Annotated in this window: 19 protein-coding genes; 18 read left to right on the top strand and 1 reads right to left on the bottom strand. The window is 68.4% G+C overall.

What is annotated here, in order from left to right; all coding sequences use genetic code 11:
* The first annotated feature begins 25 nt into the window (after positions 1-25).
* From FFI97_RS26935 to FFI97_RS26905, 7 genes are all read left to right on the top strand, one after another.
* Positions 26-847: an alpha/beta fold hydrolase gene (locus tag FFI97_RS26935; RefSeq protein WP_139702990.1), complete on the top strand. Its 822-nt coding sequence runs from the start codon at positions 26-28 to the stop codon at positions 845-847.
* Positions 848-923: 76 nt separating this feature from the next.
* Complete coding sequence (gene dapF, locus FFI97_RS26930; RefSeq protein WP_139702991.1) at positions 924-1,808, top strand: diaminopimelate epimerase; 885 nt, start codon at positions 924-926, stop codon at positions 1,806-1,808.
* The gene (locus FFI97_RS26925; protein ID WP_139702992.1) at positions 1,805-2,500 is read left to right on the top strand and encodes a DUF484 family protein; all 696 of its coding nucleotides are present in this window, start codon (positions 1,805-1,807) and stop codon (positions 2,498-2,500) included. Before dapF ends, FFI97_RS26925 begins: the two co-directional genes overlap by 4 nt.
* Positions 2,497-3,141, top strand: a complete 645-nt coding sequence (locus FFI97_RS26920) for a YdcF family protein (protein WP_260685199.1) — start codon at positions 2,497-2,499, stop codon at positions 3,139-3,141. Before FFI97_RS26925 ends, FFI97_RS26920 begins: the two co-directional genes overlap by 4 nt.
* Before the next feature lie 48 nt (positions 3,142-3,189).
* On the top strand, positions 3,190-4,110 hold the full coding sequence (locus tag FFI97_RS26915; RefSeq protein WP_139702993.1) for a tyrosine recombinase XerC: 921 nt from the start codon (positions 3,190-3,192) through the stop codon (positions 4,108-4,110).
* Positions 4,111-4,174: 64 nt separating this feature from the next.
* Positions 4,175-5,389 carry a class I SAM-dependent rRNA methyltransferase gene (locus FFI97_RS26910; RefSeq protein ID WP_139702994.1) on the top strand — a complete coding sequence of 405 codons (1,215 nt, stop codon included), beginning with the start codon at positions 4,175-4,177 and terminating at the stop codon, positions 5,387-5,389.
* Positions 5,390-5,490: 101 nt separating this feature from the next.
* Positions 5,491-6,543 (top strand): CobW family GTP-binding protein, encoded by a 1,053-nt coding sequence (locus FFI97_RS26905; protein ID WP_139702995.1) that lies wholly within the window; start codon positions 5,491-5,493, stop codon positions 6,541-6,543.
* A 78-nt stretch (positions 6,544-6,621) separates the two neighbouring features.
* On the opposite strand, the gene FFI97_RS26900 is transcribed toward FFI97_RS26905, so the two are convergent.
* Positions 6,622-8,160 (bottom strand): YdgA family protein, encoded by a 1,539-nt coding sequence (locus tag FFI97_RS26900; RefSeq protein WP_260685198.1) that lies wholly within the window; start codon positions 8,158-8,160, stop codon positions 6,622-6,624.
* A 442-nt stretch (positions 8,161-8,602) separates the two neighbouring features.
* On the opposite strand from FFI97_RS26900, the gene dksA reads away from it, so the two are divergent.
* The 11 genes from dksA to mraY all read left to right on the top strand — a co-directional run bounded on the left by dksA (position 8,603) and on the right by mraY (position 21,107).
* Positions 8,603-9,493 carry an RNA polymerase-binding protein DksA gene (gene dksA / locus FFI97_RS26895; RefSeq protein ID WP_409574652.1) on the top strand — a complete coding sequence of 297 codons (891 nt, stop codon included), beginning with the start codon at positions 8,603-8,605 and terminating at the stop codon, positions 9,491-9,493.
* Positions 9,494-9,541: 48 nt separating this feature from the next.
* Complete coding sequence (locus FFI97_RS26890; RefSeq protein ID WP_139702996.1) at positions 9,542-11,200, top strand: STAS domain-containing protein; 1,659 nt, start codon at positions 9,542-9,544, stop codon at positions 11,198-11,200.
* Between the two features lie 104 nt (positions 11,201-11,304).
* Positions 11,305-11,850: an ATP-dependent protease subunit HslV gene (gene hslV / locus FFI97_RS26885; RefSeq protein WP_056508874.1), complete on the top strand. Its 546-nt coding sequence runs from the start codon at positions 11,305-11,307 to the stop codon at positions 11,848-11,850.
* Positions 11,851-11,852: 2 nt separating this feature from the next.
* On the top strand, positions 11,853-13,181 hold the full coding sequence (hslU, locus tag FFI97_RS26880; protein ID WP_139702997.1) for an ATP-dependent protease ATPase subunit HslU: 1,329 nt from the start codon (positions 11,853-11,855) through the stop codon (positions 13,179-13,181).
* Between the two features lie 273 nt (positions 13,182-13,454).
* Positions 13,455-13,883 carry a division/cell wall cluster transcriptional repressor MraZ gene (gene mraZ, locus FFI97_RS26875; RefSeq protein ID WP_056576192.1) on the top strand — a complete coding sequence of 143 codons (429 nt, stop codon included), beginning with the start codon at positions 13,455-13,457 and terminating at the stop codon, positions 13,881-13,883.
* A gap of 8 nt (positions 13,884-13,891) precedes the next feature.
* Complete coding sequence (gene rsmH, locus FFI97_RS26870; RefSeq protein ID WP_062474238.1) at positions 13,892-14,815, top strand: 16S rRNA (cytosine(1402)-N(4))-methyltransferase RsmH; 924 nt, start codon at positions 13,892-13,894, stop codon at positions 14,813-14,815.
* A 2-nt stretch (positions 14,816-14,817) separates the two neighbouring features.
* Entirely contained in the window at positions 14,818-15,159 is a 342-nt protein-coding gene (ftsL, locus tag FFI97_RS26865) for a cell division protein FtsL (RefSeq protein ID WP_062474236.1), read from the top strand.
* Entirely contained in the window at positions 15,156-16,910 is a 1,755-nt protein-coding gene (locus FFI97_RS26860) for a peptidoglycan D,D-transpeptidase FtsI family protein (protein ID WP_062474234.1), read from the top strand. Before ftsL ends, FFI97_RS26860 begins: the two co-directional genes overlap by 4 nt.
* A 1-nt stretch (position 16,911) precedes the next feature.
* Entirely contained in the window at positions 16,912-18,468 is a 1,557-nt protein-coding gene (locus FFI97_RS26855; protein ID WP_139702998.1) for a UDP-N-acetylmuramoyl-L-alanyl-D-glutamate--2,6-diaminopimelate ligase, read from the top strand.
* Between the two features lie 5 nt (positions 18,469-18,473).
* On the top strand, positions 18,474-19,913 hold the full coding sequence (gene murF, locus FFI97_RS26850) for a UDP-N-acetylmuramoyl-tripeptide--D-alanyl-D-alanine ligase (RefSeq protein WP_139703042.1): 1,440 nt from the start codon (positions 18,474-18,476) through the stop codon (positions 19,911-19,913).
* Positions 19,914-19,928: 15 nt separating this feature from the next.
* Positions 19,929-21,107 carry a phospho-N-acetylmuramoyl-pentapeptide-transferase gene (gene mraY / locus FFI97_RS26845; RefSeq protein WP_070060130.1) on the top strand — a complete coding sequence of 393 codons (1,179 nt, stop codon included), beginning with the start codon at positions 19,929-19,931 and terminating at the stop codon, positions 21,105-21,107.
* The last annotated feature ends 3 nt before the right edge of the window (positions 21,108-21,110 follow it).

Raw genomic sequence — 21,110 nt, 5'->3', positions numbered from 1 at the left:
CTTTCGTCCATCTCAAGGAAAAACCATGACCACACTGACCCTTCGCGACGGCACCGAGCTCTATTACAAGGACTGGGGCAGCGGCCAGCCCATCGTCTTCAGCCACGGCTGGCCGCTGAGCGCCGACATGTGGGACGCCCAGATGCTGTTCTTCGCCGAGCGCGGCTACCGCGTCATCGCGTTCGACCGCCGCGGTTTTGGCCGCTCCAGCCAGCCCTGGACCGGCTACGACTACGACACCTTCGCCGACGACATCGCCGAGCTGATCGAAAAGCTCGACCTGAAAAACGTGATCCTGGCGGGCTTCTCGATGGGCGGCGGCGACGTCACGCGCTACATCGCGCGCAAGGGCAGCGCGCGCGTGGCGAAGCTGGCGCTCATCAGCGCGGTGACGCCGCTGTTCATGAAGACCGCGGACCATCCCGTGGGCCCCGAGGCGTCGCTCTTCGCGGGCATCCGCGCCGGGCTGGCCGCCGACCGGGCGCAGTTCATCGACGACTTCAGCACGCTGTTCTACGGCACCAACCGCCCGGGCGCGAAGGTGTCGCAGGGCGTGTTCAAGCAGACGCTGCAGATCGCGCTGCAGGCCTCGATCAAGGCCACCATCGACTGCGTGACGGCGTTCTCCGAGACCGACTTCCGCCCCGACATGGCGAAGATCGACGTGCCCACGCTCGTGATCCACGGCGACGACGACCAGGTCGTGCCCTTCGAGGCCACGGGCAAGCTGGCGGCCGAAATGATCAAGGGCAGCCAGCTCAAGCTGTACGCCGGCGCGCCGCACGCCACCTGCACCACGCACGCGGCGCAGGTCAACGCCGACCTGCTGGCGTTCATCCAGGGCTGAGGCCGGGTGTGTCGAAAGGGCCGCGCCCTGCGGCCCTTCCGGCGCGAAGGGCGGCGCCGGTGGCGATAATCCGGCGATGCGAATCCGCTTTACCAAGATGCAGGGAGCCGGCAACGATTTCGTCGTGCTGGACGAAACGCGCGGCACGCTGGGCCTCACGGCCGCGCAGTACCGCTTCCTGGCCGACCGCCATTTCGGCGTCGGCGCCGACCAGATCCTCACGGTGCGCCCGTCGCCCGCCGAGGGCATCGACTTCCAGTACGTGATCCACAACGCCGACGGCGGCGAGGTGGAGCAGTGCGGCAACGGGGCGCGCTGCTTCATGCGCTTCGTGAGCGAGCACGGCCTGACCGAGAAGAAAGACGTGCGCGTGCAGACGCTGGCCGGCGTGATCGAGCCGCGCATGGGCGACGACGGCCGCGTGACGGTCGACATGGGCGCCCCGGTCTTCGAACCGGCGCGCGTGCCCTTCGACACGGCCGGGCTCGACCCGCAGCACGAAGGCGCGTGGCAGACCTGGCACCTGGCGCTGGGCACCCGGGCCGGCAGCGCTATCGTTTCGGTAGCGGTGCTGTCCATGGGCAACCCGCACGCGGTGCAGGTGGTCGACAACGTCGACACCGCGCCGGTGGCTGAGCAGGGCCCGCAGATCGAGCACCATCCGCGTTTCCCGCAGCGCGTGAACGCCGGTTTCATGCAGGTGGTCGACCGCACGAACATCAAGCTGCGCGTGTTCGAGCGCGGCGCCGGCGAAACGCTGGCCTGCGGCACGGGCGCCTGCGCGGCGGTGGTGGCGGGCATCCGCCTCGGGCTGCTGGACACCCGCGTCGACGTGCAGACGCACGGCGGCATTCTCACGATCGAGTGGCAGGGCGACGGCCGGCCGGTGCTCATGACAGGACCGGCCACGACGGTGTTCGAGGGCGAGATCGACGTGCCCGACATTTCGGAACAGCCATGACCCAATTCACCCACGACAACAACGCCATGAACCCGATCACCGAAGACGACATCGCGAACTACCTGTCGAACACCCCCGACTTCTTCGAGCGCCACGCCCAACTGCTGGCGCAGGTGCAGCTGACCAGCCCGCACGGCAACCGCGCCGTGAGCCTGCAGGAGCGCCAGGCCGAAATGCTGCGCGAGAAGATCAAGGCGCTGGAGCACCGCCTGATGGACATGGTGCGCCACGGCACCGAAAACGTCGTCATCGCCGACCGCTTGCAGCGCTGGACCAAGGGCCTGCTGACCACGCGCGACCCGCGCAGCCTGCCGTACCGCATCGCGGTCGACCTGCAGTCGCTGTTCCTGGTGCCGCAAACGGCCATCAAGGTGTGGGACTGCGGCACCGAGTACCTGAACGAAGCCTATGCCCAGTGGGTGAGCGACGACGTGAAGGCGCTGGCCACCTCGCTCACCTCGCCGTACTGCGGGCTCAACGCGGGCTTCGAGGCGGCCAACTGGCTGCCCGAGCCGCAGGGCGCCGCGTCGATCGCGCTGATTCCGCTGCGCGCCGACGCCGAATCGCCGGCCTTCGGCCTGCTGGTGCTGGCCTCGCCGGACGCGCAGCGCTTCAACGCCGAGATGGGCACGGACTTTCTCGAGCGCATCGCCGAGCTGTCGTCGGGCGCGCTGTCGCGGCTGCGCCCTTGAGCCGTTCCACGCGAAGCGGGTGGCGCCGCCGGCCTTGGCTGACCGGCCTGTGCGTGGTCTTGCTGGCCGGCGTGCTCACCTATGCCGCCATCGCGGGCGTGATCTGGCAGCGTGCCGAGGCCGCCCTGGCCGGCCCGCTGCCGCGCGCGGCCGACGTGGCGCTGGTGCTGGGCAACCGCGCCTACCTCGACGGCAAGCCCAACCCCTGCCTCACGGGCCGGGTCGACCAGGGCATCGTGCTGGCGCGCGCCGGTCGCGTGCAGACGCTGGTGTTCTCGGGCGGTGTCGACGTGGAAGACGGCCGCATCGAGGCCGAGGTGATGCGCGACCACGCCACGGCCGAGGGCTACACGGGGCCGATGGTGCTGGAGTCGGTGTCGTCGTCCACACGCGCCAACCTGTCGCTGTCGCGCACGGTGCTGGAGGCCAACGGCGTGCGCAGCGTGATCATCGTGTCGGAGCCCTACCACCTGTGGCGCATCGAGCGGCTGGTGCGTGCCAGCGGCTTCGACCAGGCCTTCGACGTGCAATACGCCGCCGCGCCCACCTCGTGCTGGCGCCGCTGGGGCATGCTGTTCAAGGGCGCATTGCGTGAGCCCGCCGCCATCGTGAACAATGCATCGCTCGGTTATCTGTTCTAGCTAGCGCGGGCGCCGCGTGGCGCACGGAGCACGGAGCACGACCACACCATGGAATGGATCGACAAATACCTCGAACACGTGCGCGTGGAGCGTCGGCTCGCGCCGCGCACGGTCGAGCTGTATGCCTTCCACCTGCGCGCGCTGACCGACCACGCGGCCGAGGCCAACCTGCCGCTGGACCGCGTGCAGACCGCCCACATCCGCCGCTGGATGGCGCAGCTGCACAGCGCCGGGCGCGAGCCGCGCGGCATTGCGCTGGTGCTGTCGTGCTGGCGCAGCTTCTACCGCTGGCTCGGCCATGAAGGGCTGATCGGCTTCAACCCGGTGCAGGACGTGCATGCGCCCAAGGCGGGCCGGCCGCTGCCGAAGGCGCTGGGCGTGGACGACGCGGTGCGCCTGGCCGAGCTGTACGACCCCGAGGCCGACCCCTGGACCGAAGCGCGCGATGGCGCCATCGTCGAAATGCTCTATGGCTGCGGCCTGCGCGTGAGCGAACTCACCGGGCTCGACGCCCAGGCCAGCGCCACGGCGCTCGGCTGGGTCGATCTCGACGCCATGGAAGCCCACGTGCTCGGCAAGGGCAGCAAGCGGCGCAGCGTGCCCGTGGGCAACAAGGCGGCCGAGGCACTGCGCGACTGGCTCGCGGTGCGCGGCGAGCGCCAGGAGCCGGCGCTGTTCGTGAGTGCGCGCGGCGCGCGCATGTCGTCGCAGGCCGTGTGGAAGCTGCTGCGCGAGCGCAGCCTGAAGGCCGGCCTGGCCGCGCCGGTGCATCCGCACATGCTGCGCCACTCGTTCGCGAGCCACGTGCTGCAGTCGAGCAGCGACCTGCGCGCGGTGCAGGAGCTGCTGGGCCATGCCAACATCGCGACCACGCAGGTCTACACGCGGCTGGACTTCCAGCACCTGGCCAAGGTCTACGACGCGGCGCATCCGCGCGCCAAGGCCCGGCCGGACAAGGACGGCAAGTAGCCGCCACAGCCCGTCGCCTGCATCGTTTTCTTTCGTCTTTCATTTCTTCTTTCATTCATCTCCCATGAAAACCCTCCGCCTCAAGCCGGGCAAGGAGCGCTCGCTCCAACGCCGCCATCCCTGGGTCTTCGAATCCGCCATTGCGCGCGGCGGCGCGGACTCGGGGGAAACGGTGCGCGTGGAGTCGCACGACGGCCACTTTCTCGCGTGGGCGGCCTTCGGCCCCACCTCCAAGATCCGGGCACGGGCCTGGAGCTTTGACGAGAAGCAGCGCATCGACGCTGCTTTTTTTTCCACGGTCTGTGCGCGCGCGGTGCATGCGCGCGGCCTGTTCGACCTGCAGAGCGACGGCGTGCGGTTGGTGCACGGCGAGGCCGACGGCCTGCCGGGGCTGATCGTCGACCGCTATGGCGACACGCTGGTGGCGCAGTTCTTGTCGGCCGGCGTGGAGCGCTGGAAAGACGTGCTGGCCGATGCGCTGCTCAAGGCCACGGGCCTGACCAAGCTCTATGAACGCTCCGACGCCAGCGGCCGCGAGCGCGAGGGCCTGAAGCCGGTCACGGGCTGGCTGCGTGGCGAGGGCCCGACCCAGATCACCATCCGCGAGCACGGCTGGCAGCTGTCGCTGGACATCGCGACCGGCCACAAGACCGGCTTCTACCTCGACCAGCGCGACAGCCGCCAGCGCTTTGCCGAGCTGGCGCAGCACCGGCGCTTCCGGCGCGTGCTCAACTGCTTCTGCTACACGGGCGGCTTCACGGTGGCCGCGCTCGCGGGCCTGAAGGCGGCCGGGGCGCTCGAGGGCGCCTCGCTGGTGTCGGTCGATTCGTCGCAGCCCGCGCTCGAGCGGGCGCGCGCGCACCTGGCGCTCAACGGCTTCGAAGGGCAGGGCATCGCCACGGAGTTTCTCGACGCCAACGTGAACACGGTGCTGCGCGAGTTCATCGACCAGGGCCGCACCTTCGACGCCATCGTGCTCGACCCGCCGAAGTTCGCGCCCACGGTGGCGCACGCCGAGCGCGCCGCGCGCGCCTATAAAGACATCAACCGCCTCGCGCTCAAGCTGCTGGAGCCGGGCGGCGTGCTGCTGACCTTTTCCTGCTCGGGCGGCATCAGCGCCGACCTGTTCCACAAGATCGTGGCCTCGGCCGGGCTGGACGCGGGCGTGGACGGTTACATCGCCGAACGCCTGGGCGCCGCGCCCGACCACCCGATGACCATCGAGTTCCCGGAAGGGGAGTACCTGAAGGGGCTGGTGGTGGTGAGAAAGCCGCTGTGAACGGGGGCTTGACCCCGTCGGCAACGCAACTCAGTGGCATTGGCTAAACTGCCCGCCAATCCCCCGCCTTTTTCTGTTTTCCGTTTCCGGAGCACTTTTCCATGGCCCTCATTCCCGCGACCATCCTGACCGGCTTTCTCGGCTCGGGCAAAACCACGCTGCTCAAGCGCATCCTGACCGAGGCCCATGGCCAGAAGATCGCGGTCATCGAGAACGAGTTCGGCGAGGAGAACATCGACAGCGACATCCTCGTGACCGAGTCGAAGGAGCAGATCGTGCAGATGAGCAACGGCTGCGTCTGCTGCACCATCCGCGAAGACCTGCGCGAGGCGCTGCAGCTGCTGGCCGCCAAGAAGCGCCAGGGCCTGCTCGACTTCGACCGCGTGGTGATCGAGACCACCGGCCTGGCCGACCCCGGCCCGGTGGCGCAGACCTTCTTCATGGACGACGAGATCGCCGAGAGCTACCTGCTCGACTCGATCCTGACGCTGGTCGATGCCAAGCACGCGCCCCAGCAGCTGAACGACCGCCAGGAAGCGCGCCGCCAGGTGGGCTTTGCCGACCAGATCTTCATCAGCAAGAGCGAGCTGGTGTCGGCCGAGGAGACCGACGCGCTCATTCACCGTCTGAAGCACATGAACCCGCGCGCGCCGCAGCAGAAGGCGCACTTCGGCGACGTGCCGCTGAAGGACATCTTCGACCTGCGCGGCTTCAACCTGAACGCCAAGCTGGACATCGACCCCGACTTCCTGAAGGACGACGACCACGACCATCACGACCATGACCACGCGCATGGCGAGGCGTGCGACCACCCCTCGCACAAGCACGAAGGGCACGGTCACCATCACCACACCGATGACGACGTGAAGAGCTTCGTCTACAAGGCCGACCGCGCCTTCGACCCGGCCAAGCTGGAAGACTTCCTGGGCGCCATCGTCAACATCTACGGCCCGCGCATGCTGCGCTACAAGGGCGTGCTGAACATGAAGGGCACCGAGCGCAAGGTGATCTTCCAGGGCGTGCACCAGCTCATGGGCAGCGACCTGGGCCCGGAGTGGGGCAAGGACGAGGCGCGCCAGAGCCGCATGGTGTTCATCGGCATCGAGCTGCCGCGCGAGATCCTGGAGCAGGGTCTGGAGCAGTGCCTGGTCTGAGCACGTTCGCCTGAGTTGACGAAATAAAAACGGCGCTGGCCTTGCGGTCAGCGCCGTTTTTCATGGGGCGGGCCGTGCCTACTTGCCGAAATTCCCCATCGGCTTGCCCAGGAGCTTGAGCTGGCCTTCGCTGAACTCGACCTGGCTGACCAGGTCGTCGCCCGTGCGCTTCACGTAGCCGTTGGCTTCGCCCTGTTCGATCAGGCCCGCGAGCATTTCAGGCGGCGGCGTGCGGCCGCTCTCGGCGCCGGTTTCGGCCAGCTTCTCGATCCACTTCACGGGCAGGCGCGCGTTGGCCTTGAGCACGCCGCGCTTGAGCACCAGCGCGTTGCCGGGCAGCTGCAGGTCTTCGTCGGTCACGCCGGCGAGGGCCACCGAGTAGCTGAGCTCGGCGCTGTGGCCGCCGATCTCGACCAGCAGGCGGTCCAGTCCGGCTTCGGGGCTGTGCTTGGCCATGGCCTTGAGGTCGGGCGCGAGCTGCTCGATGAGCGCCTGCATCGCGTCCTTCTGGGCCTTGCTGCGCTGGCCGCAGCCGGCACCGGCGGTCGACTGCAGCCAGGCGTCGGCCAGCTTCTTGTAGCCGGCCGCCTGGATGCGGCGTGCGCTGCTGGCGATCTCGAACTTGTCGATGGCGGTCTCGTTGACCTTGCCCTTGCCCTTGAAGGCGCCTTCGGAGGCGTACAGGCCGTCCTTGATGGTGGCTTCGCCGGTCAGGTCGATGCTTTGCAGCAGCACCTTGATCGCCTTGGCGGGGGCGGCCTCGGTGCCCGCGCCCAGGCCCAGGCCCTTGGGCGCGTTCAGCTCGAAGCTGTCGAGGCGGCCTTCGGACTTGCCGGTGGCGAGCATCCAGCCGGCGCTGCCGTCCATGTCGGCCTTGGCGGTGAACTTGCCCATCTTCAGCTGCACGCCCTTGGAGGCGGTGCTGACGTCCAGGCCCGGCATCGTCATGTCGTAGCGCACGTGGGTGCGGGCCGCGTTCATGTCCAGGCGGGCCTGTGCGCCTTGCCAGGCGAACTCGCCCTTGCCTTCTTCGGCCAGCTTGGCGGGCGCGACGGTGAAATCGCTGGTGAAGCCGCCGCCGAAGCCGACCTGAGTGCGCGCGGTCAGCGGCTTGGCCTTGCCGAACAGCTTCTCGGCCTCGGCCTGCGCCTTGGCGTCGAGCACCAGCTCGCTGTCGATGACGGCCGCGGCCAGCGCGGCGCCGGCGATCGGGCCGTGGCGGATGGTGTCGCGGATGGTGATGCGCACGGGCTTGGGCGGGGTGGCCGCGGCGTCGCTGTCGTCTTCGGCGGGTTCTTCCTCGTCGCCTTCGGTCGCGGCTTCGGCGACGTCGGTCGTGGCGGCGGCCGGCGCGGCGGCGGGTGCCGACGCGGCAGGGGTGGTGGCGGCTTCGGCCTCGGCCGGGCAGCCCAGTTCGAGCGTCACGGTGCTCACGGCGCCGAGGAAGTTGCGTTCGTAGCTGCGCTCGATCACGCGTACCAGCGCGGTCTGCTTGGGCAGTTCCCCCAGGGCGACGTCGTAGCTCGATTTGATTTGCGTGCCGGCCCACCAGGTGCTGCCGCCGTAGGCGACGGCGATGGCCGCGGCCAGGACTCCCAATACTGCTTTTTTGCTCAAGATTATTTTCCGATCGGTTGTTTGAAGGGCCGCCGCGGTGTCTCCCCGACCCGCGGCGTGCCTGCGCCACCCCCTGTGGCGGCGCCGGGCGATGCTAACGGAGCAGGGCAGTGCGTCACCCGATGGCCTTGCGTTTCGAGTTCTCTATACAATCGCGCGCCTGTTCCGGGAGCCATGCTTCGTCCACAGGGGCGAGATATGACTTACGGCACGGGGCGCCAAGGGTTTTTGGCGGGCTTTCGGGGGTATAACCCCGGGGTTCACCACTTGAGGACGCCCCCGACAACGTGAGCCGACGCGGCCTGACACCCGCAACGGTTCCCTTGGGAGGAGACACCCAGTGAAAGCGCGTTCCAGTTCGTACAAGGAGCCAGTCACCGTGAAGAAACCCGCCGCCAAGGCCACGCCAGCCACCAAGCCCGCCGCAAAGAAGGCGACGGCTGTGAAGGCTGTACCCGCGACGAAGAAGGTTTCTGCCACCGCTGCTGCTGCCTCTGCCGCGAAAGAGAAAAGCGCTGCCAAGAAGCCTGCGGCAACCCCGGCCAAGACCGGGACCGCGGCTGCCAAGAAGTCCGCCAAGCCCGCAACCAAGTCCGCGGGCGCGGCGCCTACGTCATCCCAACCGGTCGGCCGTCCTGCGGCCGCCCTTTCTGCTCCCCCGACCCCCATGAAAAAAACGGCTGCCGCCTCTTCTTCCGCCCCGGCGACACCCTCGATCCCCGCTACGCCCGCTCCCGCTGCGCGTGGTGGCCGCGTGTCCCGGCTGTCGCAACTGACCGTGCCCTCGATGCCGCAATCCGTGGCCTCGACCGCCGCCAAATCCAGCTTCTCGCAGGCGCCTTCCACCGCGCTGGTGCCGCCGCCGCCCCTGGCCGTCAAGAAAGACCCGAAGCTGGCCAACAACTGGAAGACCAAGACGCCCGCCGAGCTGAGCGACGCCGAGGTCATCGCGATGCCCGACGACGAGTACATGAACGACAAGCAGATGGCGTTCTTCCGCCTGAAGCTCGAAGAACTCAAGCGCGGCATCCTCGAGAACGCCGGTGAGACCACCGAGCACCTGCGCGAAGACACCGTGGTCGTGCCCGACCCGGCCGACCGCGCCACCATCGAGGAAGAGCACGCGCTCGAACTGCGCACGCGCGACCGCGAACGCAAGCTGCTCAAGAAGATCGAGCAGTCGATCCAGCGCATCGACGCCGGCGACTACGGCTACTGCGACGAGACCGGCGAGCCCATCGGCGTCGGCCGCCTGCTGGCCCGCCCGACCGCCACGCTTTCGCTCGAAGCGCAGCAGCGCCGCGAGCTGAAGCAGAAAATGTTCGGGGATTGAACGGCTGCACGGTAGAACGGAACCCGCGCTTTCGATAACCTTCTCTGAATGCCAAAGGAAGAGTCAGGCCGCCTTTTCTCGAAGGTGGCCAAGTTCGTTCGAAATCCCCTGAAAGACTGGTCGGAGCTGGACACGCCGTCCTCCGACTCGTCGCTGCCCGAGCAGACCTACAGCCGCGAGATGCTGAAGGAAATGATCGAGCGACGCCAGCGCAACGACTTCGTGCGCCGCCGCGAGTTCGACATGCTGCGCAAGCTGCGCCAGCGCGAGGCGGCGGCCCATGCCTTCGAGGCGACGGTCACGCCCTCGTCGTTCAACCTCAACAGCACCTCCGAAAAATCCGAAGGCCGCGCACTCACGCTCAAGAAGATCGACGAGATCGAAGAGCAGATGTCGCAGCAGTGGTGGAAGGGCCGCGGGCCGAACGGCGAGACGCTGGTCAATCCGCCGCCCGACGCGGGCGCTGAAACGCTGCCGCCGGTCGACAGCGGCGGCGACCAGCTGCCGGCCGATCCAGGCGCACCGGCGGCTTCCGCGCCCGTGGCCGCAGCGCCAGCGGTTGCCGCTGCGGCAGCCGCGCCCGCGCCGCAGCCATCGCGCCTCGCGCATGACGGCGCGCTCGAAGAAGCGGTGATCCGCTTCGCGCACGGCGACGACACCGGCGCCGAAGCCATCCTGCTGCAGGCGCTGGCCGCCGAAAGTGCGTTCGCCGCCGACGACGCGACCGCAGCCGTCACGCTGGAGCGCGACGACGCCCGCTGGCGCGCGCTGTTCGACCTGTACCGCGCCACCGGCGACGCCGCCAAGTTCGCGGCCGCCCGCATGCGCTATGCGCAGCGCATGAAGCGCATGGGCCCCGACTGGGTTTCGCTCGACGAACTCGCGCGCAGCGTGAAGGCCGTCACCGCCAGCGAAGACGCCGAAGCGGCCTCCGACACGACGGGCGCCGCCGACTGGGCCAGCCCCGCGCACCTGACGCGCGAGGGGCTCATGGCGCTCACGCGCGCGCTCTCGCAGGCCGGCATGGTCTGGACGCTCGACTGGCGCGCGCTCACCGAGATCGATCCGCCGGCCGCCGCGCCGCTGCGCATCCTGTTCGCGCACTGGTCCGATTCGCCGGTGCAGCTGCGCTTCTTCGGCGCCTCGCAGCTCATGGCCGTGCTGGCCGCGGCCACGCCCAACAACGAGCGCCATCCCGACGACGCCTGGTGGCAGCTGCGCCTCGCGGCGCTGCGCATGATGCACCTGCCCGACGACTTCGAGCTGGTGGCGCTCAACTACTGCATCACCTACGAGGTGTCGCCGCCGTCCTGGCAGGACCCGAAGGGCGAGTGCACCTCGCTGGCCGCGCCGCCGGCGAGCCGGCCGAGTTCGGTCTGGTCGCTGCTGTCGGTCGGGGGCGATTCCGAGAGCTTCCCGTCCACCGACAGCGGCTTTGCCGCGCTGGCGGGCGACCTGCGCGGCGATTCGCTGTCGTGCTGGCAGCGCCTGGACCACGACCTGCGCCACACGACGGCGCCGGTCATCTCGTGCGCGGCCCTGCTGCGCATGGACCTGACGGCGGCCGGCACGCTGCTGAGCTGGGTCCGCGAGCGCGATGCGAACGGCGAGCGGGTGCAGTTCGTCGATGCGCACCGGCTGATTGCCGCGCTGTTCGGACTGATCGGCATCACCGACCACGCCACGGTCGCCGTCCGCAAGAACTGACCCCGTCACAGGGGTTTCTCGGCCCCTGCGCGGCCGTGTTTTCCGCCAGCAGTTTGTCCGACCGCAAGGGTTGCATTGGCGGGGCCCATCCCCAGATGGCTGCGATGGAACAGTTTCACGGCACCACCATCGTGAGCGTGCGCCGCAAGACCCCCCAAGGCGATCAGGTCGCCATCGGCGGGGACGGGCAGGTCACTCTCGGCAACATCGTCATCAAGGGCACGGCGCGCAAGGTGCGGCGGCTCTATCACGGCAAGGTCCTGGCGGGTTTCGCCGGCGCCACGGCCGATGCCTTCACGCTCTTCGAGCGTTTCGAGGCCAAGCTCGAGAAGCACCAGGGCCATCTGACCCGCGCAGCGGTCGAGCTCACCAAGGACTGGCGCACCGACCGCGTGCTGCGCAAGCTCGAGGCCATGCTGGCCGTGGCCGACGCCACGACTTCGCTCATCATCACCGGCAATGGCGACGTGTTGGAGCCTGAAGACGGCGTGATCGCCATCGGTTCGGGCGGCGCCTACGCCCAGTCGGCGGCCAAGGCGCTGATCGACAACACCGAGCTCTCGGCCGAGCAGATCGTGCGCAAATCGCTGGCGATCGCCGGAGAAATCTGCATTTACACGAACATGAACCACACGGTGGAAGCGCTCTGACCATGTCCATGACCCCCCAGGAAATCGTCTCCGAGCTGGACAACCACATCGTCGGCCAGCCCGCCGCCAAGCGCGCCGTGGCCATCGCGCTGCGCAACCGCTGGCGCCGCCAGAAGGTCGACGAGAAGCTGCGCCACGAGATCACGCCCAAGAACATCCTCATGATCGGCCCGACGGGTGTCGGCAAGACCGAAATCGCCCGCCGCCTGGCCCGCCTGGCCGACGCGCCGTTCATCAAGGTCGAGGCCACCAAGTTCACCGAGGTGGGCTACGTGGGCAAGGACGTCGACTCGATCATTCGCGACCTCGCCGAGATCGCCGTCAAGCAGACGCGCGAATCTGAAAGCGTGAAGGTGCGTGCGCGCGCCGAAGACGCGGCCGAGGAGCGCATCCTCGACGCGTTGCTGCCTCCGGCGCGCGGCGCCGATGGCGCTGCGCCCGCACTCGACAGCCCCAACCCGACGCGCCAGGCCTTCCGCAAGAAGCTGCGCGAGCACCAGCTCGACGACAAGGAAATCGAGCTCGACCTCGCCGAAACGCGTGCGCCGCTGGAGATCATGGGCCCGGCCGGCATGGAGGAAATGACCGAGCAACTGCGCGGCATGTTCGGCCAGCTCGGCGGCGGCAAGCGCAAGACGCGCAAGCTCAAGATCGCCGAGGCGATGCGCCTCTTGATCGACGAAGAGGCCGCCAAGCTGGTCAACGAGGACGAGATCCGCACGCAGGCCATCGCCAACGCCGAGCAGAACGGCATCGTGTTCATCGACGAGATCGACAAGGTCGCCACGCGCAGCGAAGCGCAGGGCTCCGACGTCTCGCGCCAGGGCGTGCAGCGCGACCTGCTGCCGCTGGTGGAGGGCACGGCCGTGTCGACCAAGTATGGCGTGGTGCGCACCGACCACATGCTGTTCATCGCGAGCGGCGCGTTCCACCTGAGCAAGCCGAGCGACCTCATTCCCGAGCTGCAGGGGCGCTTTCCGATCCGCGTCGAGCTGCAATCGCTCTCGGTGTCGGACTTCGAGAGCATCCTCACGCAGACGCGTGCCTCGCTCGTGAAGCAGTACCAGGCGCTGCTGGCCACCGAAGGCGTGACGCTCGACTTCGCGCCCGACGGCATCACGCGGCTGGCGGCCATTGCCTTCGAGGTGAACGAGCGCACCGAGAACATCGGCGCACGCCGTTTGTCGACCGTGATGGAGCGCCTGCTCGATGAGGTAAGCTTCGATGCCACCCGCATCGAGGGCCAGACGGTCCGCATTGATGCCGCTTATGTCGACGAGCGCCTCGCGGCACTAAGTCACGACGAAGACCTTTCGCGCTTCATCCTCTGAAGCCGCCTCCCTCGGCCCCTGTAACGGGGTCGTCCTTCACGCATCACTTTCACTGCGTGAGCTAAGTACTTCATTTTCAACACAATTCGCCGATTTCCAGGTTTGGAAATCGGCGCTAAGTCGTTGATTCCATTACAAAAAATACCCCCGAGCCCCAGTTGCGTCGCAAGTGTTTCCTGCTACAGTGGAAAAAAGTGCAGTTAAGTGGGAAAAAGTGCGGGCAACGCCCCTTCCGGGTGTCGCGGCACCTCCCACCACAGGGGTTTCGTGGTCGTGTTTCAAGGCGCTTCATCGCTCAGTCTGGATGCCAAGGGGCGGCTCTCCGTGCCGACCCGGCATCGCGACGTCCTGAGCGCCACGGCAGGCGGCCAGCTCACGATCACCAAGCATCCGCACGGATGCCTGATGGTGTTCCCCCGTCCCGAATGGGAAAAATTCCGCGAACGCATTGCTGCGCTGCCGATGTCGGCGCAGTGGTGGAAGCGCGTCTTCCTCGGTAACGCGATGGACGTCGAGATGGACGGCACCGGCCGCGTGCTGGTGTCGCCCGAGCTGCGCGCCGCCACCGGCATCAACCGCGAGACGCTGCTGCTGGGCATGGGCAACCACTTCGAACTCTGGGACAAGGCGACCTACGAGGCCAAGGAGGCCGAGGCCACCCAGGGCGAGATGCCGGATGTGTTTCAGGACTTCGCGTTCTGAGGAGCCCCGTGAACACCCCCCTGACCCACACGACCGTCTTGTTGAACGAGGCGGTGGAAGCCCTTCTTTCCGGCAGCGCGGCAGCCACGGGCACGTACGTGGACGCCACCTTCGGCCGCGGAGGACATGCGCGCGCCATCCTCGCGCGGCTGGCGCCGGAAGGCAGGCTCATCGCATTCGACAAGGATGCAGAAGCGGTGGCCGAAGCAGCGCGCATCTCGGATGCGCGTTTTTCTATCCGCCACCAGGGATTCCGCTCGCTGGGCGAATTGCCCGATGCCAGCGTCAACGGCTTGCTGATGGACCTGGGCGTGAGTTCGCCGCAGATCGACAACCCGGTGCGCGGTTTCAGTTTCCGTTTCGACGGTCCGCTCGACATGCGCATGGACACCACGCGCGGCGAGAGCGTGGCCGAATGGCTGGCAACGGCCGAACTTCAACAAATTGCAGAGGTGATCCGTGACTATGGCGAAGAACGGTTTGCTGTTCAGATTGCAAAGGCGATTGTTGCTCGCAGACAAGAACGGGGCGCAATTTCAACCACCACCGAACTGGCCGAGCTCGTGGCTGGCACGGTCAAAACCCGCGAGCAGGGCCAGAACCCTGCAACGCGCACATTTCAGGCTTTTCGGATTTTCATCAACGCCGAGCTTGAGGAGCTGCAACAAGCGCTAGAAGCCAGCCTGTCGGTGCTCGCGCCCGGCGGCCGGCTCGCGGTGATCAGCTTCCATTCGCTCGAAGACCGCATCGTCAAGCAGTTCATCGCCAAGCACTCGAAGGAGGTCTACGACCGCCGCGCACCCTTCGCCGCGCCCAAGGTGATGAAGCTGCACGCGCTGGAGCGCATCAAGCCGTCCGAAGAAGAAGTGCGCGGCAACCCGCGCTCGCGCAGCGCCATCCTTCGGGTGGCCGAACGCACGGAGGCCGGGTAGCCATGGCGCGCATCAACCTGCTTCTTCTGCTGGCCGTCATTGCGACGGCTTTGTACCTTGTGCACACCCAGTACCAGTCGCGCCAGCTCTACACGGAGTTCGACCGCGCGCTGCAGGAGACGCGCAAGCTCGAAACCGAGCATGACCGCCTGCAGGTCGAGAAGCGCGCCCAGGCCACGCCGCTGCGCGTGGAGAAGCTCGCCAAGGAACAGCTGCAGATGCGCACGGCCTCGCCGGCCATCACGCAGTACGTGCGCCCCGACGGCTCGGTGATCCCGGCCGTCGCGCCGCTGCCGCCGACCACGCCGCCCAAGCCCGGCACCACCGCGAGGCCCGCCCGATGAGCCGCGGCAACCGCAGCGTGCGCTACACCACCAGCCCCTTGCTCGCGAGCAAGACGCCGGTGTGGCGCAGCAAGTTCATCGTCGCCGGCATCGCCTTCGGCTTCGTCATGCTGGCGGGGCGGGCTGCGTACGTGCAGGTCTTCAACAACAGCTTCTTCCAGCGCCAGGGCGAGGTGCGCTTCGCCCGCACGCTGGAGCTGCCGGCCAACCGCGGCCGCATCCTCGACCGCAACGGGCTCATCCTGGCCTCGAGCGTGGTGGCGCCCAGCATCTGGGCCATTCCCGAGGACGTGGAGCGCGACGACCCCGAGGTGCGCGCCAAGCTCAAGCAGGTGGCCAAGCTGCTCGGCATGCCGCAGAAGGACTTCGACAAGAAGCTCGAAGACGAAGACAAGACCTTCGTCTGGATCAAGCGCCAGGTCGACGAGCCCATCGCCAAGCAGATCGCCGCGCTCAACCTCAAGGGCATCTACCAGCGCAAGGAATACAAGCGCCAGTACCCCGAGGGCGAGGCGGCCGCGCACGTGGTGGGCTTCACCAACGTGGAAGACAACGGCCAGGAAGGCATCGAGCTGGCGTTCAACAAGGAACTGGCCGGCAAGGCCGGTTCGCGCCGCGTCATCAAGGACCGGCTGGGCCGCGTGGTCGAGGGCGTGGGCGAGCAGGTGCCGCCGGTCGAGGGCCGCGACATCCAGCTCAGCGTCGACAGCAAGGTGCAGTTCTTCGCCTACCAGAAGCTGCGCGACGCCGTCACCGCACGCCGCGCCAAGGCCGGCAGTGTGGTGGTGCTCGACAGCACCACCGGCGAGGTGCTGGCGCTGGCCAACTACCCGAGCTACGTGCCCGATAAGCGCCAGAACCTTACCGGCGAGCAGCTGCGCAACCGCGCGCTCACCGACACCTTCGAGCCCGGCTCGACCATGAAGCCCATCACCGTGGCGATGGCGCTGGAGGCCGGCCGCGTGAAGCCCTCCACCATCATCGACACCGCGCCCGGGCGCTACCAGCTGGGCGGCTTCACCATCAGCGACACCCACAACTACGGGGCGCTGACGGTGGAGGGCGTGATCCAGAAATCGAGCAACGTGGGCGCGCTCAAGATCGCCCAGAAGATGACGCCCCACGAGATGTGGGACACCTACACCGCGCTGGGCTACGGCCAGAAGCCGCAGATCCAGTTCCCCGGCGCCGTGACGGGCCGGCTGCGTCCGTGGAAGACCTGGAAGCCGGTCGAGCAGGCCACCATGGCCTACGGCTACGGCCTGTCGGCCTCGCTGTTCCAGATGGCGCATTCGTACACCTCGTTCGCGCACGACGGCTCCATCATTCCGGTCACCATCCTGAAGAACACCGAGCCGCCGGTCGGCGTGCGGGTGTTTTCGCCGTCCAACGCGCTCGCGGTGCGCAAGATGCTGCAGATGGCCGCCGGCCCGGGCGGCACCGGCACGCGCGCGCAGACGGTGGGCTACTCGGTCGGCGGCAAGTCGGGCACGGCCCACAAGCAGGTCGGCAAGGGCTACGCCAGCAACAAGTACCGCGCCTGGTTCACCGGCATGGCGCCCATCGAGAAGCCGCGCATCATCGTCGCGGTGATGATCGACGAGCCGACCGACGGCCAGTATTTCGGCGGCCTCGCCGCGGCGCCGGTGTTCAGCGAAGTCGTGCAGCAGACCCTGCGCATGATGAACGTCCCGCCCGATCTGGCGGTCAAACCCCTCGTGCAGACGCAAGACGTCCCCGAGAGCTTCTGACATGCTGACACTCACTTCCCCCACCACCGCCGCGTTCTGGCTCAAGGAGCGCGTGCAGGGCGCGCTGCTCGCCGACAGCCGCGCGGTCGGCCCGGGCGATGCCTTCATCGCCTGGCCCGGTGCCGCCACCGACGGCCGCCAGCACGTGGCGGCCGCACTGGCGCAGGGCGCCGTGGCCTGCCTGGTCGAGCACGAGGGCGTGGACGCCTTCGGTTTCGACGGCGACGAGCGCATCGTGAGCTACCCCGGCCTGAAGGCCGCCACCGGCCCGATCGCCGCCGCCTTCTACGACAACCCCTCGGCCCAGCTCGACCTGCTGGCCGTGACCGGCACCAACGGCAAGACCTCCACCGCGTGGTGGCTGGCCCAATCGCTGTCCACGCTGCGCGCGGCCGGCGGCGTGCGCGCCATGCGCCCCGACGGCACCACCGAGCGCGGCGCCCCGTCGCCCTGCGCCGTGGTGGGTACCCTGGGCATCGGCGTGCCGCCCGAGCTCACCTACACCGGCCTGACCACGCCCGACCCCGTGATGCTGCAGCGCGCGCTGCGCGGCTTCGTCACCGAAGGCTTCGGCGCCTGCGCCATCGAGGCCTCGTCGATCGGCATTGCCGAGCGCCGGCTCGACGGTTGTCGCATCGCGGTCGCCGTGTTCACCAATTTCACGCAGGACCACCTCGACTACCACGGCAGCATGGACGCCTACTGGCAGGCCAAGGCCGAGCTGTTCCGCTGGCCCGGCCTGCGCGCTGCGGTGATCAACATCGACGACATGCACGGCGCCAGCCTGTGCGCCAACCTGCTGGACGCCGGCATCGGCGCGCTCGACGTCTGGACCGTCTCCGCCGCCAGCAAGCCCGCGCGGCTGGTGGCGCGCGACATCGGCTACGACGCGCAGGGCCTGCAGTTCACCGTGGCCGAGCACGGCAGCACGGCGCCGGCCGAACGGCTCGCGACCGGGCTCATCGGCCAGTACAACGTCGCCAACCTGCTCGGCGTGCTCGGCACCCTGCGCGCGCTGGGCCTGACGCTCGCCCAGGCCGTGGCCGCCTGCGCCCACCTCAGCAGCGTGCCGGGCCGCATGGACCGCGTGCAGCCGACCGAGGGCGCACCGCTGGCCGTGGTCGACTACGCCCACACGCCCGACGCGCTCGACAAGGCCCTCGCGGGCCTGCGCCCGCTGGCCAAGCAACGCGGCGGCGCGCTGTGGTGCGTGTTCGGCTGCGGCGGCAACCGCGACCCGATCAAGCGCCCGCTGATGGCCGCCGTCGCCGAGCGGCAGGCCGACCATGTGGTGCTCACCAGCGACAACCCGCGCAACGAGAACCCCGACGCGATCATCAGCCAGGCGCTGCGCGGCTTCACGCGCGTCGAGGCGGCCCGCGTGCAGGTCGACCGTGCGCGCGCCATCGCCGAAACCATCGCCCAGGCGGCACCGCAAGACGTGGTGCTGATCGCCGGCAAGGGCCACGAAGAGTGGCAGGAGATCGCCGGCCAGCGCCTGCCGTTCTCCGACAAGACCCACGCGCTCGACGCGCTCGCAAAGCGGGGTGCCGCATGACCGCCATGGCCACGCCCGTCTCTACACCGCTCAACCTCACGCTGGCACAGGCGCAGCAATGGGTGCCGGGTGCGCGCCTCGTGGGCGACCCGGCCACCGTGATCGCGCGCGTCCACACCGACACCCGCACCCTGGCCGCCGGCGACCTGTTCGTTGCGCTCAAGGGTGAGCGTTTCGACGCCAACGATTTCCTGGCTGACGCCAAGAGGCAGGGCGCCGTGGCCGCCATCGCCCACGGCGGCCTCGAAGCCGCGGGGCTCGCCGGCCTCGAGGTGCCCGATTCGCTCATCGCGCTCGGTGCGCTGGGTGCCGGCTGGCGCGCGCAGTTCAGCCTGCCGCTGATCGCCGTCACCGGCAGCAACGGCAAGACCACGGTCACGCAGATGATCGCGGCCGTGCTCGCCGCCTTCCGCGCCGACCGTGCGCTGGCCACGGCCGGCAACTTCAACAACGAGATCGGCGTGCCGCTCACGCTGATGCGCCTGCGCGCGCAGCACCAGCTGGCGGTGCTCGAACTGGGCATGAACCACCCGGGCGAGATCGCGCGGCTGGCCGCCATGTCGCGCCCGACCATCGCGCTGGTCAACAACGCGCAGCGCGAGCACCAGGAGTTCATGGCCAGCGTCGAGGCGGTCGCCATCGAGAACGCCGCCGTGTTCGCCGAACTGCCCGACGACGGCACGGCCGTGTTCCCCTACGGCGACACCTTCACCTCGCTGTGGACCGACCTGGCGCGCCAGAGCGGTTCGCGCCGCTGTCTGACCTTCGGCGAGCACGCCGATGCCGACATCTCGCTCGACAGCGCCGAATGGCAGCAGGGCGCCTGGCGCGTGCGCGTGCGCACGCCGCTGGGCGCCTTCGACGCGCGCCTGCACATCGCGGGCCGCCACAACGTGGGCAACGCGCTCGCCGCCACCGCCTGCGCGCTGGCGGCCGGCGTGTCGCTCGACACCATCGCCGCGGGCCTGTCGGCCTTCGAACCGGTCAAGGGCCGTTCGCGCGCCAGCGAGGTCGTGCTGCCCGGCGGGCACGCGCTCACGCTGGTCGACGACAGCTACAACGCCAACCCCGACTCGGTGATTGCCGCCATCGACGTGCTCACCGGCCTGCCTGCCCCGCGCCTGCTGGTGCTCGGCGAGATGGGCGAGGTCGGCGACCGCTCGCCGGAATTCCACGCCGAGGTCGGCGCCTGGGCGCGCCAACGCGGCCTCGACGCCGTCTACACGCTGGGCGGCGAGACCGTGCATGCGGCGACGGCTTTCAACAACAACGATGGTGTCGATGGACGCCATTTCGACGATTTCGACACGCTCCGCGCGGCCGTGCTCGCCCGCCTGCCGCAGCTGGGCAGCGTGCTGGTCAAGGGGTCGCGCTTCATGAAGATGGAGCGCGTGGTGCAGGCGATCGAAGCACAACAACAAAAGGAGGCCGGTCATGACGCATGAGCCGCGCAACACACCATGCTGATGTCCCTGGCCCAATGGCTGCAGACGCTGTCGCCCGAGTTCGGGTTCTTGCGCGTTTTCAACTACCTCACGTTCCGCGCCCTGATGGCCGCGCTGACCGCGCTCGTGGTCGGCCTGGTGGCCGGCCCGTACGTCATTCGCCGCCTTGCCGCGCTCAAGATCGGCCAGCCGATCCGCGGCTACGGCATGGAAACGCACCTGACCAAGAGCGGCACGCCCACCATGGGCGGCGTGCTGGTGTTGTTCGCCATCGCCTTCGCTACCTTGCTGTGGTTCGATCTCTCGAACCGCTTCGTGTGGATCGTGCTGTGGGTCACGATGGGCTTCGGCGCCATCGGCTGGGTGGACGACTGGCGCAAGGTGGTGCGCAAGGACCCCGAAGGCATGCGCTCGCGCGAAAAGTACTTCTGGCAATCGCTGGTCGGCCTACTCGCCGGCTTCTACCTGCTGTTCAGCATTTCCGAGAGCTCCAACTGGCGCGTGCTCGAGCTGTTCTACGCCTGGGTGCGCTCGGGCTTCGACCTCGACTTTCCGCCCAAGATCAACCTGCTGGTGCCTTTCTTCAAGGAAGTGAGCTACCCGCTGGGCGGCATCGGCTTCGTCATCCTCACGTACCTCGTGATCGTGGGCGCCAGCAACGCCGTCAACCTGACCGACGGCCTCGACGGCCTGGCGATCATGCCGGTGGTGATGGTGGGCTCGGCGCTGGGCGTGTTCGCCTACGTCACGGGCAGCGCGGTGTACTCCAAGTACCTGCTGTTCCCCAACATCCCCGGCTCGGGCGAGCTGCTGGTGTTCTGCTCGGCCATGGCCGGCGCGGGGCTCGCGTTCCTCTGGTTCAACACCCATCCGGCGCAGGTCTTCATGGGCGACGTGGGCGCGCTGGCGCTCGGCGGCGCGCTGGGCACCATCGCGGTCATCGTGCGCCAGGAGATCGTGTTCTTCATCATGGGCGGCATCTTCGTGGTCGAGGCGATCTCGGTGATGGCGCAGGTCATGTACTTCAAGTACACGAAGAAGCGCTACGGCGAGGGGCGCCGCGTGCTCAAGATGGCGCCGCTGCACCACCACTTCGAGAAGAGCGGCTGGCGCGAGACGCAGGTCGTGGTGCGCTTCTGGATCATCACGATGCTGCTGTGCCTCATCGGCCTGTCGACGCTGAAGCTGCGGTAACAA

This window comes from Variovorax sp. KBS0712, from assembly GCF_006323185.2.
In the GTDB taxonomy this organism is placed as follows: Bacteria; Pseudomonadota; Gammaproteobacteria; order Burkholderiales; family Burkholderiaceae_C; genus Variovorax; species Variovorax boronicumulans.
The sequence above is the reverse complement of the archived record's forward strand: the minus strand, read 5'-3'. Positions and strand labels throughout refer to the sequence as shown.

What these genes read in the sequence shown, in the direction of transcription:
- hslU (WP_139702997.1), top strand. Translation starts at nt 11,853, where the DNA reads ATGTCCATGACCCCCCAGGAAATCGTCTCCGAGCTGGACAACCACATC.
- ftsL (WP_062474236.1), top strand. Translation starts at nt 14,818, where the DNA reads ATGGCGCGCATCAACCTGCTTCTTCTGCTGGCCGTCATTGCGACGGCT.
- FFI97_RS26860 (WP_062474234.1), top strand. Translation starts at nt 15,156, where the DNA reads ATGAGCCGCGGCAACCGCAGCGTGCGCTACACCACCAGCCCCTTGCTC.
- FFI97_RS26855 (WP_139702998.1), top strand. Translation starts at nt 16,912, where the DNA reads ATGCTGACACTCACTTCCCCCACCACCGCCGCGTTCTGGCTCAAGGAG.
- mraY (WP_070060130.1), top strand. Translation starts at nt 19,929, where the DNA reads ATGCTGATGTCCCTGGCCCAATGGCTGCAGACGCTGTCGCCCGAGTTC.
- dapF (WP_139702991.1), top strand. Translation starts at nt 924, where the DNA reads ATGCGAATCCGCTTTACCAAGATGCAGGGAGCCGGCAACGATTTCGTC.
- FFI97_RS26910 (WP_139702994.1), top strand. Translation starts at nt 4,175, where the DNA reads ATGAAAACCCTCCGCCTCAAGCCGGGCAAGGAGCGCTCGCTCCAACGC.
- murF (WP_139703042.1), top strand. Translation starts at nt 18,474, where the DNA reads ATGGCCACGCCCGTCTCTACACCGCTCAACCTCACGCTGGCACAGGCG.
- hslV (WP_056508874.1), top strand. Translation starts at nt 11,305, where the DNA reads ATGGAACAGTTTCACGGCACCACCATCGTGAGCGTGCGCCGCAAGACC.
- FFI97_RS26890 (WP_139702996.1), top strand. Translation starts at nt 9,542, where the DNA reads ATGCCAAAGGAAGAGTCAGGCCGCCTTTTCTCGAAGGTGGCCAAGTTC.
- FFI97_RS26925 (WP_139702992.1), top strand. Translation starts at nt 1,805, where the DNA reads ATGACCCAATTCACCCACGACAACAACGCCATGAACCCGATCACCGAA.
- FFI97_RS26935 (WP_139702990.1), top strand. Translation starts at nt 26, where the DNA reads ATGACCACACTGACCCTTCGCGACGGCACCGAGCTCTATTACAAGGAC.
- FFI97_RS26915 (WP_139702993.1), top strand. Translation starts at nt 3,190, where the DNA reads ATGGAATGGATCGACAAATACCTCGAACACGTGCGCGTGGAGCGTCGG.
- FFI97_RS26905 (WP_139702995.1), top strand. Translation starts at nt 5,491, where the DNA reads ATGGCCCTCATTCCCGCGACCATCCTGACCGGCTTTCTCGGCTCGGGC.